The sequence below is a fragment of the Streptomyces sp. NPDC102467 genome, from assembly GCF_044765445.1.
Taxonomy (GTDB): domain Bacteria; phylum Actinomycetota; class Actinomycetes; order Streptomycetales; family Streptomycetaceae; genus Streptomyces.
Window position 1 is genome coordinate 278638 of sequence record NZ_JBIWKA010000008.1, and the last position, 15299, is coordinate 293936.

The 15299-nt window shown below is 66.7% G+C and carries 12 protein-coding genes; 8 read left to right on the forward strand and 4 right to left on the reverse strand.

The window, feature by feature from the left end:
- Positions 1-11 precede the first annotated feature (11 nt).
- The 4 genes from yidC to rpmH are packed head-to-tail and all read right to left on the reverse strand — an operon-like array spanning position 12 to position 2195.
- Entirely contained in the window at positions 12-1310 is a 1299-nt protein-coding gene (gene yidC / locus ACIREE_RS18945; protein ID WP_404152932.1) for a membrane protein insertase YidC, read from the reverse strand.
- Positions 1311-1318: 8 nt separating this feature from the next.
- A complete protein-coding gene (gene yidD / locus ACIREE_RS18950) occupies positions 1319-1669 on the reverse strand; it encodes a membrane protein insertion efficiency factor YidD (RefSeq protein ID WP_363192516.1) in 351 nt (116 codons plus the stop codon).
- Positions 1666-2037, reverse strand: a complete 372-nt coding sequence (gene rnpA / locus ACIREE_RS18955) for a ribonuclease P protein component (protein ID WP_404152934.1) — start codon at positions 2035-2037, stop codon at positions 1666-1668. The genes yidD and rnpA overlap by 4 nt, the downstream gene beginning before the upstream one ends.
- A gap of 20 nt (positions 2038-2057) precedes the next feature.
- Positions 2058-2195 (reverse strand): 50S ribosomal protein L34, encoded by a 138-nt coding sequence (rpmH, locus tag ACIREE_RS18960; RefSeq protein WP_003967884.1) that lies wholly within the window; start codon positions 2193-2195, stop codon positions 2058-2060.
- A 380-nt stretch (positions 2196-2575) separates the two neighbouring features.
- On the opposite strand from rpmH, the gene dnaA reads away from it, so the two are divergent.
- The 8 genes from dnaA to ACIREE_RS19000 all read left to right on the forward strand — a co-directional run bounded on the left by dnaA (position 2576) and on the right by ACIREE_RS19000 (position 15173).
- Positions 2576-4579, forward strand: a complete 2004-nt coding sequence (dnaA, locus tag ACIREE_RS18965) for a chromosomal replication initiator protein DnaA (RefSeq protein WP_404152937.1) — start codon at positions 2576-2578, stop codon at positions 4577-4579.
- A gap of 903 nt (positions 4580-5482) precedes the next feature.
- A complete protein-coding gene (gene dnaN, locus ACIREE_RS18970) occupies positions 5483-6613 on the forward strand; it encodes a DNA polymerase III subunit beta (RefSeq protein ID WP_404152940.1) in 1131 nt (376 codons plus the stop codon).
- 186 nt (positions 6614-6799) lie between these two features.
- Positions 6800-7675: a phosphogluconate dehydrogenase (NAD(+)-dependent, decarboxylating) gene (gene gnd, locus ACIREE_RS18975; protein WP_404152943.1), complete on the forward strand. Its 876-nt coding sequence runs from the start codon at positions 6800-6802 to the stop codon at positions 7673-7675.
- Between the two features lie 96 nt (positions 7676-7771).
- Positions 7772-8896, forward strand: coding sequence for a DNA replication/repair protein RecF (recF, locus tag ACIREE_RS18980; protein ID WP_404152946.1), 1125 nt, complete (start codon positions 7772-7774; stop codon positions 8894-8896).
- Complete coding sequence (locus tag ACIREE_RS18985; RefSeq protein ID WP_404152948.1) at positions 8893-9480, forward strand: DUF721 domain-containing protein; 588 nt, start codon at positions 8893-8895, stop codon at positions 9478-9480. Before recF ends, ACIREE_RS18985 begins: the two co-directional genes overlap by 4 nt.
- A 275-nt stretch (positions 9481-9755) precedes the next feature.
- Complete coding sequence (gyrB, locus tag ACIREE_RS18990; protein WP_404152951.1) at positions 9756-11828, forward strand: DNA topoisomerase (ATP-hydrolyzing) subunit B; 2073 nt, start codon at positions 9756-9758, stop codon at positions 11826-11828.
- Positions 11829-11870: 42 nt separating this feature from the next.
- On the forward strand, positions 11871-14483 hold the full coding sequence (gene gyrA / locus ACIREE_RS18995; RefSeq protein ID WP_404152954.1) for a DNA gyrase subunit A: 2613 nt from the start codon (positions 11871-11873) through the stop codon (positions 14481-14483).
- Between the two features lie 18 nt (positions 14484-14501).
- Complete coding sequence (locus tag ACIREE_RS19000) at positions 14502-15173, forward strand: DUF3566 domain-containing protein (RefSeq protein ID WP_404152957.1); 672 nt, start codon at positions 14502-14504, stop codon at positions 15171-15173.
- Positions 15174-15299 lie beyond the last annotated feature (126 nt).

The following is a 15299-nucleotide window of genomic DNA, read 5'->3' on the forward strand; positions in this document are numbered from 1 at the left end:
TACGTCGAGGGTTACTTCTTGGACGAGGACTTGGAACGCTGCTGGCCCTTGCGCTGGCCGGACTTGGCCTTGCTCCGGCCGTTCGACCCAGCCGCGGGCGTGGATCCGCTCTGCTTCGCCTGAGGAGCGGCGTCCTCCGGCTCGTCCTTCTTCTCCAGCGAGGGCTTCTCCGGCGAAGAGGGCTCGGGCTTTCCGCCCGGGGCGGTGACACCCGTCTGACGCTGCGACTTGGACTGACGCTTGGGCTGCTGCCGCTTCGGGGTGCCGGCGGCCGTGCCGTCCTCGTCCAGGGCCTCCGTGGCAGCGGAACTCTTCACCACGGTGCCGTCGGCCTGCGCCGCGAGACCGGCCTTGCTCAGGCCGTTGATGAACTTGCGCTCCTGCTCGTTGCGGTCGCGGCCCTTGGCGACGATGCCCTTGACAATGTTGCGCTCACGCTTGGTGCGCGTGGAACCGTGCGTGACGACGTGCTTCTGCATGACCCCGAGCATCTTGGCCTGCGCCGCGCTGCCCGGCGTGGGGTTCCTGCTGATCACGGTCATCTGCTGGCCCATGGTCCACACGTTGGTGGTCAGCCAGTAGACGAGAACGCCGACGGGGAAGTTGATACCCATGAAAAGGAAGATCAGGGGGAAGACATACATCAGCATCTTCTGCTGCTGCATGAACGGCGTCTTCACCGTGAGGTCGACGTTCTTGGTCATCAGCTGACGCTGCGTGTAGAACTGCGACGCCGACATCAGAATGATCATGATCGCGGTGACCACGCGGACATCGGTCAGAGAGGCGCCCATCTTGGCGAGCTCGCTGGCACTGTCCGTGAACTTGGCGGCAAGCGGGGCACCGAAGATGTGCGCCTTCTGCGCACTGTCCAGCAGCGACTGGTCGATGACGCCGATCTTCTTGTTGTCGGCGATACCGGAGAGCGTGTGGTAGAGCGCGAAGAAGAACGGCGACTGCACCAGGATGGGAAGACACGAGGAGAGCGGGTTGGTACCCGTCTCCTTGTAGAGCTTCATCATCTCTTCGGACTGACGCTGCTTGTCGCTCTTGTGCCGCTCCTGGATCGCCTTCATCTGAGGCTGGAGCAGCTGCATGTTCCGGGTGGCCTTGATCTGCTTCACGAAGAGCGGGATCAGGCAGATCCGGATCAGCACCACCAGGGACACGATCGACAGACCCCAGGCCCATCCGGTGTCAGGGCCGAAGACGGCCCCGAAGACCTTGTGGAACTGGACGATGACCCAGGACACCGGGGTCGTGAGAAACGCGAAGACACCGGAAATCGCGTTGACGATATCGGAAATCATGTCCCTGATCAGGCTCCTTGGGCATTGGGCGAGGTCGCTGCGGACGGGCCGTCCTGGGCAGAGGGGCTGTCGCCCTCAACGACGGGGGTCGCTTTCTTGTCCCCGCGCAAGGCGTCGCGGAGCATCTCGTGCCAGCGCGGACGCTTGCGTGGTGGAACGTGGTCTACACCGCCGGGCGACCATGGGTTGCATCGAAGGATGCGCCAGGCGGTAAGGGCTGTTCCCTTGATCGCACCATGCCGGTCGATGGCCGTGAAGCCGTAGTGCGAACACGACGGGTAGTACTTGCACACCGGACCGAGCAGCGGACTGATGGTCCACTGGTAGATCTTGATCAAAGCGAGCAGTGGGTACTTCATCGCGCGCCCCCTCCCAGCAACCGCTGAAGGGCGGCGTCCAGGTCTCGGGCCAGCTGTGCGTGGGTAGCGTCACCCGATCCGGGCAACGCGCGTACGACTACCAGGCTACCTGGGGGCAACAAGGCCACCCGGTCGCGCATGAGGTGGCGAAGTCGGCGCTTGACCGCGTTCCGTACCACGGCTCCACCTACGGCTTTGCTCACGACGAAACCCGCACGCGATGGGGAAACGCTCTCCCCAAGCGCGTGCGGGTCCGTTGAACCGCTACGTAGATGGACGACGAGAAGCGGGCGACCGGCCCGGCGTCCTCGGCGTACCGCGGTCGCGAAGTCTTCGCGCCGCCTCAGCCGATATTCGGTAGGCAGCACGTCATGACCTGATTACGAGATCAGGCGGACAGGCTGCTGCGACCCTTGCCACGGCGGTTGGCGAGAATCGCACGACCGGCGCGGGTCCGCATGCGAAGGCGGAAACCGTGGGTCTTGGCGCGACGACGGTTGTTCGGCTGGAAGGTGCGCTTGCTCACTCGGGGGCTCCAGAAAATCGTGTGGTGGCGGGACATCGCCTGGCTGTCACCGTGCGCCCACGAGTAGCTCGCAATACGCCCGAGTGCACCGCTACACGACCCTCAAAATGCGGGGACCGTGACCTTGCCCATCGGAGGCAGGCGGCAGCAGCCATCGACAACTCGACCTGGTTACGGTACGCGCGGCTACGCCATCCGGTCAAACCAGCCTCACGCGCGAGACACTGTCCACAGGCTGGGGACAACAACTTGAACCGCAGCGGTCGCGCTGACTACCGTGGCTGAACTCCGATTCGTTCCCTTCTCACCGTCCCACCCGATTTTCTTCCCGATCCGTCCCAGAACCACACGTTCGTGGGACCAGCGAGAGAGCGTGCCCTGTGGCTGACGTACCTGCCGATCTTGCCGCAGTGTGGCCACAAGTTCTGGAGAATCTCCTCGGGGAAGGCCGTGGGCAGGGCGTCGAGACGAAGGACGAACACTGGATCCGGCGCTGCCAGCCACTGGCCCTGGTCGCCGACACCGCACTCCTCGCAGTGCCCAACGAATTCGCGAAGGGCGTACTCGAGGGCCGCCTCGCCCCGGTTCTCAGCGAGACCCTGAGCCGCGAATGCGGGCGCCCCATCCGGATCGCGATCGCGGTCGACGACTCCGTGGGCGAGACACCCATGCCGGCCGCCCCACCGGCCCAGCAGCACCGCTACGAGGACACCGAGGCGCCCTCCGCCCCCGGCCAGCCCCGCGACTCGTACGAGAGCCGCGACACCTACGACGGCTACGAGCGACGCGGGCCGGAGGAGCACGGCCAAGGCCCGCGCGGCGAGCAGTCACCGGCCCCGCGCACCGACCCGCTCCCCACCGCCCGACCCGCATACCCGGACTACCAGCGACCCGAGCCGGGCGCCTGGCCGCGACCGCAGGACGAGTACAGCTGGCAGCAGCCGCGGCTCGGCTTCCCGGAACGCGACCCGTACGCGAGCCCCTCGCACCAGCCGCAGCACGACTACCGGCAGCAAGAACGATCGCCCTACGAGCAGCAGCCGTACGACCCCGAGCGTGGCCGCTACGACCAGCAGCCCGACCGCTCCCCTTACGAGCAGAAGCAGGCGGAGCGCCCCTCTTATGAAGAGCGTCCCTCCTACGACGAGCGGCGCTCTTACGACGAGCGCGGTTCATACAACTCGCCGCACGACCGCCGCCAGCGGCGTGATCAAGGAGAGCCGTCAGTGGGCGGCCGCCGCAGTCCGGACGGCGGCCCCACAGGTCCTGGCCCCGGCGGTCGAGGTGTGCCCAGTGGCGCTCCCGGTCCACTCGCGGCGCAGCCCGCACCGGCGACAGGCCCCGGTGAGCCGACCGCCCGCCTGAATCCCAAGTACCTCTTCGACACCTTCGTCATCGGCGCCTCGAACCGGTTCGCGCACGCAGCCGCGGTCGCTGTCGCCGAAGCGCCGGCCAAGGCGTACAACCCCCTCTTCATCTATGGGGAGTCGGGGCTCGGCAAGACACACCTCTTGCACGCGATCGGGCACTACGCCCGTAGTCTCTATCCGGGCACGCGCGTGCGCTACGTGAGCTCCGAGGAGTTCACCAACGAGTTCATCAACTCCATCCGCGACGGCAAGGGCGACAGCTTCCGCAAGCGCTACCGCGAGATGGACATCCTTCTTGTCGACGACATCCAGTTCCTCGCGGACAAGGAGTCGACGCAGGAGGAGTTCTTCCACACCTTCAACACCCTCCACAACGCCAACAAGCAGATCGTGCTCTCCAGTGACCGGCCTCCCAAGCAGCTGGTGACTCTGGAGGACAGGCTGCGCAACCGGTTCGAGTGGGGCCTGATCACGGACGTCCAGCCGCCCGAGCTGGAGACCCGCATCGCGATCCTCCGTAAGAAAGCCGTGCAGGAGCAGCTCAACGCGCCTCCGGAGGTCCTCGAGTTCATCGCGTCCCGTATCTCGCGCAACATTCGCGAGCTGGAAGGGGCGTTGATCCGGGTCACGGCATTCGCGTCACTCAACCGACAGCCTGTGGACCTGGGACTCACGGAGATCGTCCTCAAGGACCTGATCCCTGGTGGCGAGGACGCGTCCCCGGAGATCACGGCGCCGGCCATCATGGCGGCGACAGCCGACTACTTCGGCCTGACGGTGGAGGACCTCTGCGGATCCTCCCGCAGCCGCGTCCTGGTGACGGCCCGCCAGATCGCGATGTACCTGTGCCGCGAACTGACCGACCTCTCCCTGCCCAAGATCGGCGCCCAGTTCGGCGGCCGGGACCACACCACGGTGATGCACGCGGACCGCAAGATCCGCGCCCTGATGGCCGAGCGACGCTCGATCTACAACCAGGTCACCGAGCTCACCAACCGCATCAAGAACGGCTGACAGCACCCCAGTCACGTCCGTGTAGGGCGCTTCGGGATCGACTCCTGGAGCGCCCTTCTTCGTATGCGCGGACGTTCGTATCCGCTGTTGTGTACGACCTCGGGATGAGCCGGTGTTCGATTTCTCGGCGCGTTACGGGTGTTCTCCACAGATGTGCCAGTTTTCTTCGGTCCACACCCTGGGGACCGGGAAGTTGTCCAGACTGTGTCCACAGCAGCCACCGGTGACACATCATCAGGCCAGGTCAGACGGCTGTGGATTGGTGGACAAAAGTTACCCACAGCCTGTGGATAGATTTTTCTTCCACAGGCTGTGCACGCCGTTGTCCACCGCCGACCCACAGGATGTCAGCTGTTGTGCACAGCAATCCGAACCTTCTCCACACCGCTGTCCACTGTTCGGCAACGCGACGCGCCCCGTCACCGTGGCGAGTGAAAGGCGTCACACCGAGGGGGTCGGTCGGGCTGTGGGGAACGTGGGAAAAGCTGGGGACGACGCTGGGGAGAAGTCGGTCGGGGCTGTGCATGGGGTGTGCAGAACTTTTCGCCGTCCACAGAAAAGGTCAGTTGTCCACCGGCTCCGCCCACAGGCTCGGTGGACAAAAAACCGCCTCTGACCTGCGAACTAACGGTTATCCACGCTTTCCACAGCCCCTACTACTACTGACAACTAGAGAGAGCTGGAAATCCGCATCGAAGTGGGGGCTGTGCACAACTTGCTCTCGGCGGCCCGACAGCCGCTCGGTACGACTTGACCCCGACAGGCACCGACTGTCAGTGCGGTGCGTCAGACTGGTCCCCGGTGTTCTCCCCATCGGTGGGCTGAGCGACACCACGTCTGACGACGAGACCGATGACCAACGCAGGGCGAGAGCAGCCAGCAATAAGCAGGAGGCGGCTTACGGTGAAGATCCGGGTGGAACGCGACGTACTCGCGGAGGCGGTGGCCTGGGCGGCGCGCAGCCTTCCGGCACGACCGCCTGCGCCAGTCCTCGCGGGCCTTCTCCTGAAGGCCGAGGAAGGCGCACTCAGCCTGTCGAGCTTCGACTACGAGGTCTCGGCACGCGTATCCGTGGACGCGGAGATCGACGAAGAGGGCACGGTGCTCGTCTCCGGCCGCCTCCTCGCCGACATCTGCCGCGCCCTGCCCAACCGTCCGGTGGAGATCTCCACAGACGGTGTACGAGCGACCGTGGTCTGCGGCTCCTCGCGGTTCACACTCCACACCCTTCCTGTGGAGGAGTACCCGTCGCTGCCGCAGATGCCGACCGCCACGGGCACCGTCCCCGGTGAGGTCTTCGCGTCTGCCGCGCAGCAGGTGGCCATCGCCGCCGGCCGTGACGACACGCTGCCCGTCCTCACCGGTGTGCGCATCGAGATCGAGGGCGAGACGGTGACACTGGCGTCCACCGACCGCTACCGCTTCGCGGTCCGCGAGTTCCTGTGGAAGCCGGAGGACCCGGAGGCCTCCGCGGTCGCCCTGGTGCCCGCCAAGACGCTCCTGGACACCGCCAAGGCGCTCACGAGCGGCGACACGGTCACCCTGGCCCTGTCCGGCTCGGGTGCGGGCGAGGGACTCATCGGTTTCGAAGGTGCGGGCCGCCGCACCACCACGCGCCTTCTTGAAGGCGACCTGCCGAAGTACCGCACCCTGTTCCCGACGGAGTTCAACTCCGTGGCCGTCATCGAGACCGCCCCCTTCGTAGAGGCCGTCAAGCGTGTGGCCCTGGTCGCCGAGCGCAACACTCCGGTGCGGCTCAGCTTCGAGCAGGGTGTGCTCATCCTGGAGGCCGGCTCCAGCGACGACGCACAGGCTGTGGAGAGGGTCGACGCACAGCTGGAGGGCGATGACATCTCGATCGCCTTCAACCCGACGTTCCTGCTGGACGGCCTCAGCGCGATCGACTCGCCGGTCGCCCAGCTGTCGTTCACGACGTCCACCAAGCCCGCGCTGCTCAGTGGCAAGCCGGCCGTGGACGCCGAGGCGGACGACGCGTACAAGTACCTGATCATGCCGGTGCGGCTGTCGGGCTGAGTCGCCGAAGGACGAGGCCGCTCAGGTATCTGGTCTGAGCGGCTATGTCCACAGGTGTGCATGAGCTCCCCTTCGCCCGAAAGGCGTGGGTGGTACCCCCAGGTTTAGGCTCGGGCACAGGTGCGGACGCACGATCAGGTGCCGTCACGCGCCCCTCACGCCCTGTCGCAACGTAAGGAACCACTGATGGAGCTCGGTCTCGTCGGCCTCGGCAAGATGGGCGGCAACATGCGCGAGCGCATCCGCCGCGCAGGCCACACCGTCATCGGCTACGACCGCAATCCGGACCTCGCGGATGTCCACAGCCTCGAAGAACTTGTGGGCAGGCTCGAGGGCCCGCGCGTGGTGTGGGTGATGGTGCCCGCGGGTGCGGCGACCCAGTCCACGATCGACGAGCTGGCCGAGTACCTGCAGCCCGGTGACGTCGTCGTCGACGGCGGCAACTCCCGGTGGACCGACGACGAGAAGCACGCCGTCGAGCTGGGCGTGAAAGGCATCGGCTTCGTCGACTGCGGTGTCTCCGGCGGCGTCTGGGGCCTGGAGAACGGCTACGCGTTGATGTACGGCGGCACCGCCGAGGACGTCGCCAAGGTTCAGCCGGTCTTCGACGCCCTCAAGCCGGAGGGCGACTTCGGCTCCGTGCACGCGGGCAAGGTCGGCGCGGGCCACTTCGCGAAGATGGTCCACAACGGCATCGAGTACGCGATGATGCAGGCCTACGCCGAGGGCTGGGAGCTCCTGGAGGCCGTGGACTCGGTGACCGACGTGCGCGAGGTCTTCCGCTCGTGGCAGGAGGGCACGGTCATCCGTTCCTGGCTGCTCGACCTGGCGGTCAACGCCCTCGACGAGGACGAGCACCTGAACAAGCTGCGCGGTTACGCACAGGACTCCGGTGAAGGCCGCTGGACTGTGGAGGCCGCCATCGACAACGCCGTCCCGCTGCCGGCGATCACCGCGTCGCTCTTCGCGCGCTTCGCCTCGCGGCAGGACGACTCGCCGCAGATGAAGATGATCGCGGCACTGCGCAACCAGTTCGGCGGCCACGCCGTCGAGAAGAACTAGTCCACAGCGCAACCAGTCCACAGCCAACCGGTCCGCTGTGGATCCACAGCGGATCCGCGGCGGTAAGCGAACTCTGGGGGAGGTCGGCCCACGACCATGCACGTTACGCATTTGTCGCTGGCGGACTTCCGCTCGTACGCGCGGGCCGAGGTCCCTCTCGACCCGGGCGTCACCGCGTTCGTGGGTCCGAACGGGCAGGGCAAGACGAACCTCGTCGAGGCCGTCGGCTATCTCGCCAGCCTGGGCAGTCACCGGGTCTCCTCGGACGCCCCACTCGTCAGGATGGGCGCCGAGCGGGCCGTCATCCGGGCCCAGGTGCGCCAGGGCGAGCGGCAGCAGCTCATTGAGCTCGAGCTGAACCCCGGCAAGGCCAACCGCGCACGCATCAATAGGTCGTCGCAGGTCAGGCCCCGTGACGTGCTGGGCATCGTACGGACCGTGCTGTTCGCCCCCGAGGATCTCGCACTGATCAAGGGCGACCCGGGCGAGCGCCGTCGCTTCCTCGACGAGTTGATCACCGCCCGCTCGCCGCGCATGGCAGGCGTACGTTCCGACTACGACCGTGTCCTGAAGCAGCGCAATACGCTCCTGAAGTCGGCGGCGCTCGCGCGGCGGCACGGCGGCCGTTCCATGGACCTTTCCACGCTCGACGTGTGGGATCAGCACCTCGCGCGCGCGGGAGCGGAACTGCTCGCACAGCGACTCGACCTGATCGCGACGCTACAGCCGCTGACCGACAAGGCGTACGAGCAGCTGGCTCCCGGCGGTGGACCGGTCGCCCTCGATTACAAGCCGTCCTCGCCGGAAATCATCGGGCACGCGCGCGAGGAGCTGGCCGAGCAGCTTCTGGCCGCACTCGAAGGAGCGCGCAAGCAGGAGATCGAGCGCGGGGTCACTCTGGTCGGCCCACACCGTGACGAACTGCTCCTCAAGCTGGGCCAGATGCCCGCCAAGGGGTACGCGAGCCATGGCGAGTCCTGGTCGTACGCGCTGGCTCTGCGGCTGGCCTCGTACGACCTTCTTAAGGCCGAGGGGAACGAGCCGGTGCTTGTCCTCGACGATGTCTTCGCGGAGCTGGACGCGCGCCGCAGGGAGCGTCTCGCGGAGCTCGTGGCGCCCGGGGAGCAGGTGCTGGTGACGGCCGCGGTCGATGACGACGTGCCGGGTGTGCTTGCCGGTACGCGATACGCCGTCTCCGACGGAGCGGTGGAGCGGCTATGAGCGACGGTGCACTTCCCGGTGGGCCCGGAGGCACTGGAGTTCCCGGCGATCCCGGGAAGCCGCAGGACCCCGAAGCGGACCCTCAGCCTTCTGGTGTCGACCTTGCCCGCGTCGCCCTACGAGCGGCGAAAGAGGCCGCACGCGCGCGTGGTGCCGCCGCGCAGCAGAAGAAGCAGGTCCGGCGCGGCGGCGGGCTGAGGTCGGGGGCCCGGGCGGACGGGCGGGATCCGATGGGGCTCGGCCCCGCCATCAACCGGCTGATCACCGAGCGCGGCTGGGAGACGCCGGCCGCCGTCGGCGGTGTCATGGGCCGCTGGCCGCAAATCGTCGGTGAGGATCTCGCCAAGCACTGTGAGCCGCAAAAGTATGACGAGGACGAGCGCGTCCTGGTGGTGCAGTGCGATTCGACGGCCTGGGCGACGCAGGTGCGCATGTTGGCCCCGCAGCTGGTCAAGCGCCTCAACGAGGACCTCGGACACGGCACGGTGCGGCGCATCGACATCAAGAATCCCGGTGGTGGCCCCCGTCGCTACGGCCCCTTGCGCGCCCCTGGAAGCACGGGTCACAACGACACCTACGGGTGACGTCGCGCCCCCGGTAGCTGGGGGTTGACACCCCGAAGCGCTGAGTGCCGCTGTGAGCCTCCTGGAGCCCTGCTCCGCATATGGGGAGTCGGCCGAGACCGGTTGAGGGCGGCACATGAGGACTCAGGTACCGCCAAACCCCCATCACTGTCGGCGCTACCGGTAGACTGGAAGCTAATCCCGCCCCACTTGTGGGACGCACCGAGCAACGCTGACTAGGGCTTACCGAACCAACACGCCGCAGCCGCACCGGCCACCAACCGGGAGCTTGGCTTGTGCTGTGCCAGAAAGGGCGCTTCGTGGCCGATTCCGGCAACCCCAACGAGAACATCCCGTCCACCGAGGCCGGCGCGCACGCGCTCGTAGGGGCAACAGAGGCCTCATACGACGCGAGCGCGATCACGGTCCTCGAAGGGTTGGACGCGGTCCGCAAGCGACCCGGCATGTACATCGGCTCGACCGGTGAGCGTGGCCTGCATCACATGGTGCAGGAGGTTGTGGACAACTCCGTCGACGAGGCCCTGGCCGGCCACGCGGACACGATCGACGTCACGATCCTTCCCGACGGTGGCGTTCGCGTCATCGACAACGGTCGTGGCATCCCGGTCGGCATCATCCCGTCCGAGGGAAAGCCGGCCGTCGAGGTCGTACTGACCGTCCTGCACGCGGGCGGCAAGTTCGGCGGCGGCGGCTACGCCGTCTCCGGTGGTCTGCACGGCGTGGGCGTCTCCGTGGTGAACGCGCTGTCCACCAAGGTCTCCGTCGACATCAGGACCGAAGGCCACCGCTGGACGCAGGACTACAAGGCGGGCGTTCCGACCGCGCCGCTCGCCAAGCACGAGGCCACCGATGAGACCGGCACCACGGTCACCTTCTGGGCCGACGGCGACATCTTCGAGACCACCGAGTACTCCTTCGAAACGCTGTCGCGGCGCTTCCAGGAGATGGCCTTCCTCAACAAGGGCCTGACGATCAAGCTCACGGACGAGCGCGACTCGGCCAAGGCCGTCGTGGGTGCCGACACCGCGGACGCCTCCGACGTCGATGAGGCGCGCTCGGTGACGTACCACTACGAAGGCGGCATCGTCGACTTCGTGAAGTACCTCAACTCCCGTAAGGGCGAGGTCGTCCACCCCTCCGTGATCGACATCGAGGCCGAGGACAAGGAGAGGCTCCTTTCCGTCGAGGTCGCGATGCAGTGGAACACCAGCTACAGCGAGGGCGTCTACTCCTTCGCGAACACGATCCACACGCACGAGGGCGGCACCCACGAGGAGGGCTTCCGCGCCGCGCTGACCGGTCTCATCAACCGTTACGCGCGCGACAAGAAGCTGCTGCGCGAGAAGGACGACAACCTCACGGGTGACGACATCCGCGAGGGTCTGACCGCCATCCTCTCGATCAAGCTGGGCGAGCCGCAGTTCGAGGGACAGACCAAGACCAAGCTGGGTAACACCGAGGCGAAGACCTTCGTCCAGAAGGTCGTGCACGAGCACCTCACGGACTGGCTCGACCGGAACCCGGTCGAGGCCTCGGACATCATCCGCAAGTCCATCCAGGCGGCCACCGCGCGCGTGGCGGCCCGCAAGGCGCGCGACCTGACCCGGCGCAAGGGTCTGCTGGAGTCCGCGTCCCTTCCGGGCAAGCTCTCCGACTGCCAGTCGAACGACCCCACCAAGTGCGAGATCTTCATCGTCGAGGGTGACTCCGCCGGCGGCTCGGCCAAGTCCGGCCGTAACCCGCAGTACCAGGCGATCCTCCCGATCCGAGGCAAGATCCTCAATGTCGAGAAGGCGCGGATCGACAAGATCCTGCAGAACCAGGAGATCCAGGCACTGATCTCCGCCTTCGGCACCGGAGTCCACGAGGACTTCGACATCGAGAAGCTCCGCTACCACAAGATCATTTTGATGGCGGACGCCGACGTCGACGGCCAGCACATCAACACCCTGCTGCTGACCTTCCTGTTCCGCTTCATGCGGCCGCTGGTCGAGGCCGGGCACGTGTTCCTGTCCCGCCCGCCCCTCTACAAGATCAAGTGGGGCCGCGAGGACTTCGAGTATGCGTACTCGGACCGCGAGCGCGACGCCCTGATCGAGCTGGGCCGCCAGAACGGCAAGCGCATCCGCGACGACTCGGTCCAGCGGTTCAAGGGCCTCGGCGAGATGAACGCCGAGGAGCTGCGCATCACCACGATGGACCAGGAGCACCGCGTGCTCGGCCAGGTCACCCTGGACGACGCCGCCCAGGCCGACGACCTGTTCTCCGTCCTCATGGGCGAGGACGTCGAGGCACGCCGCTCGTTCATCCAGCGCAACGCCAAGGACGTCCGCTTCCTCGACATCTGAGTCGGTCTCAGCTGACCGCCGCAGAAAGGATCTTCACCAGCAATGGCCGACGAGAACACTCCGAGCACCCCTGAAGAGGGCACCGACATCGCGATGCGGATCGAGCCCGTCGGGCTCGAGACGGAGATGCAGCGCTCCTACCTCGACTACGCGATGTCCGTCATCGTGTCCCGCGCACTGCCCGACGTACGCGACGGACTCAAGCCCGTCCACCGCCGCGTCCTGTACGCCATGTACGACGGCGGCTACCGGCCCGAGAAGGGCTTCTACAAGTGCGCCCGCGTCGTCGGTGACGTCATGGGTAACTACCACCCCCACGGCGACTCCTCGATCTACGACGCCCTCGTCCGCCTCGCACAGCCGTGGTCGATGCGCATGCCGTTGGTGGACTCCAACGGAAACTTCGGTTCTCCGGGCAACGACCCCGCGGCCGCCATGCGATACACCGAGTGCAAGATGGCGCCGCTGTCCATGGAGATGGTCCGCGACATCGACGAGGACACCGTCGATTTCACGGACAACTACGACGGCCGCTCCCAGGAGCCGACCGTCCTGCCGGCCCGCTTCCCGAACCTGCTGATCAACGGCTCGGCCGGTATCGCGGTCGGCATGGCCACCAACATCCCGCCGCACAACCTGCGCGAGGTCGCGGCCGGCGCCCAGTGGTGCCTGGAGAACCCGGAGGCCTCGCACGAGGAACTCCTGGACGCCCTCATCGAGCGCATCAAGGGCCCCGATTTCCCGACCGGCGCCCTTGTAGTGGGCCGTAAGGGCATCGAGGAGGCGTACCGCACCGGACGTGGCTCCATCACGATGCGCGCGGTCGTCGAGGTCGAGGAGATCCAGAACCGCCAGTGCCTGGTGGTCACCGAACTCCCCTACCAGGTGAATCCGGACAACCTCGCGCAGAAGATCGCCGACCTCGTGAAGGACGGCCGGGTCGGCGGCATCGCCGACGTCCGCGACGAGACGAGCTCCCGTACGGGACAGCGCCTGGTCATCGTCCTGAAGCGGGACGCCGTCGCCAAGGTCGTGCTGAACAATCTCTACAAGCACACCGACCTGCAGACGAACTTCGGCGCCAACATGCTGGCACTGGTCGACGGCGTGCCCCGCACGCTGTCGCTCGACGCGTTCATCCGCCACTGGGTGAGCCACCAGGTCGAGGTCATCGTCCGGCGCACCAAGTACCGCCTGCGCAAGGCCGAGGAGCGCGCACACATCCTGCGTGGCCTCCTGAAGGCCCTGGACGCCATCGACGAGGTCATCGCACTCATCCGGCGCAGCCAGACCGTCGACATCGCACGAGAGGGCCTCATGGGCCTTCTCGAGATCGACGAGATCCAGGCCAACGCCATCCTCGAGATGCAGCTGCGCCGGCTCGCCGCCCTGGAGCGCCAGAAGATCGTCTCCGAGCACGACGACCTTCAGCAGAAGATCAACGAGTACAACGCGATCCTGGCCTCGCCCGAGCGGCAGCGCCAGATCATCAGCGAGGAACTGCAGCAGATCGTCGACAAGTTCGGCGAGGACCGGCGCTCCCAGCTGGTGCCCTTCGACGGCGACATGTCCATGGAGGACTTGATCGCCGAAGAGGACATCGTCGTCACGATCTCGCGCGGCGGGTACGTCAAGCGCACCAAGACGCACGACTACCGCTCCCAGAAGCGCGGCGGCAAGGGCGTCCGCGGCACGAAGCTCAAGGAAGACGACATCGTCGACCACTTCTTCGTGTCGACGACGCACCACTGGCTGCTGTTCTTCACCAACAAGGGCCGCGTGTACCGCGCCAAGGCGTACGAACTCCCGGACGCCGGCCGCGACGCGCGCGGGCAGCACGTGGCGAACCTCCTCGCCTTCCAGCCGGACGAAGCGATCGCCGAGATCCTCGCGATCCGCGACTACGATGCGGCGCCTTACCTGGTCCTCGCCACCAAGGCGGGCCTTGTAAAGAAGACGTCCCTCAAGGACTACGACTCGCCGCGCTCCGGCGGCGTCATCGCCATCAACCTTCGCGAAACGGCGGACGGTTCGGACGACGAGCTGATCGGCGCCGAACTGGTCTCGGCCGAGGACGACCTGCTGCTCATCAGTAAGAAGGCGCAGTCGATCCGGTTCACCGCCACGGACGACGCATTGCGTCCGATGGGACGTGCCACTTCGGGTGTCAAGGGCATGAGTTTCCGCGAGAGCGACGAACTGCTCTCGATGAATGTCGTCAGGCCCGGTACGTTCGTCTTCACCGCCACCGACGGTGGGTACGCAAAGCGGACCAACGTCGACGAGTACCGCGTTCAGGGCCGTGGCGGCCTTGGCATCAAGGCTGCCAAGATCGTGGAGGACCGTGGCTCGCTGGTCGGAGCGCTGGTGGTCGAGGAGACCGACGAGATCCTCGCCATCACGTTGTCCGGCGGTGTGATTCGTACGCGAGTCAACGAGGTCAGGGAGACGGGCCGTGACACCATGGGCGTCCAACTGATCAACCTGGGCAAGCGCGATGCCGTCGTCGGCATCGCTCGTAACGCCGAAGCCGGACGTGAGGCCGAGGAAGTCGAGGCTGTCGCCGCGGACGCGGACGGCGCCGTGACGGACGAATCGGCCCAGGACGAGACGGTCGTCGTAACGGACGAGGGCGAGCAGTCCCCGACCGAGTAGCGCGAGGAGAGAGTCATCGTGAGCGGAGCCACGGGCGCAGGCTCTACCGGAACATCCACCGGTACGGAAACCGAGGGCGGCCGTGGCCCCGCTCATGACTCGAAGGACTCGCACGAGTCTCATGGATCCCAGGGGGGAACTGTGACGGACACCCGAGGTCCGCAGACCCAGCAGTACGCGGCGGACGGTGGCGGCCCGCTGCCCGGAGAGAGGCAGGAGCCGCAACAGCAGGCCCAGCCGTACCACCCGCCGGAGGCGTATCAGAACGCGCCGGCCGGAGCGGTGCGCAGGCCGCGCACCGGCGCACGCACCACCCCGCGCACGCGCAAGGCCCGCCTGCGCGTGGCCAAGGCGGACCCGTGGTCGGTGATGAAGGTCAGCTTCCTGCTGTCCATCGCGCTCGGCATCTGCACGATCATCGCGGCCGCCGTGCTGTGGATGGTCATGGACGCCATGGGCGTCTTCTCCACGGTCGGCGGCACGATCTCCGAGGCCACGGGCTCGAACGAGTCCAACGGCTTCGACCTGCAGTCGTTCCTCTCGCTGCCGCGCGTGCTGATGTTCACGACGGTCATCGCGGTCATCGACGTCGTCCTGGCGACGGCGCTCGCGACGCTCGGCGCGTTCATCTACAACCTCTCCGCGGGCTTCGTCGGCGGCATCGAGCTCACGCTCGCCGAGGACGAGTAGGCGGCGCTCCTCCAGCCTGTACGGGGGCCTGAGGGCCGCCTCAGAGCTGATGCCCGGCGGGCCAGGACTATCGATTTTGGGACTGGCCCCCAGGTGCGCTAATCTTCAGAGGTCAGCGCGCGGGAC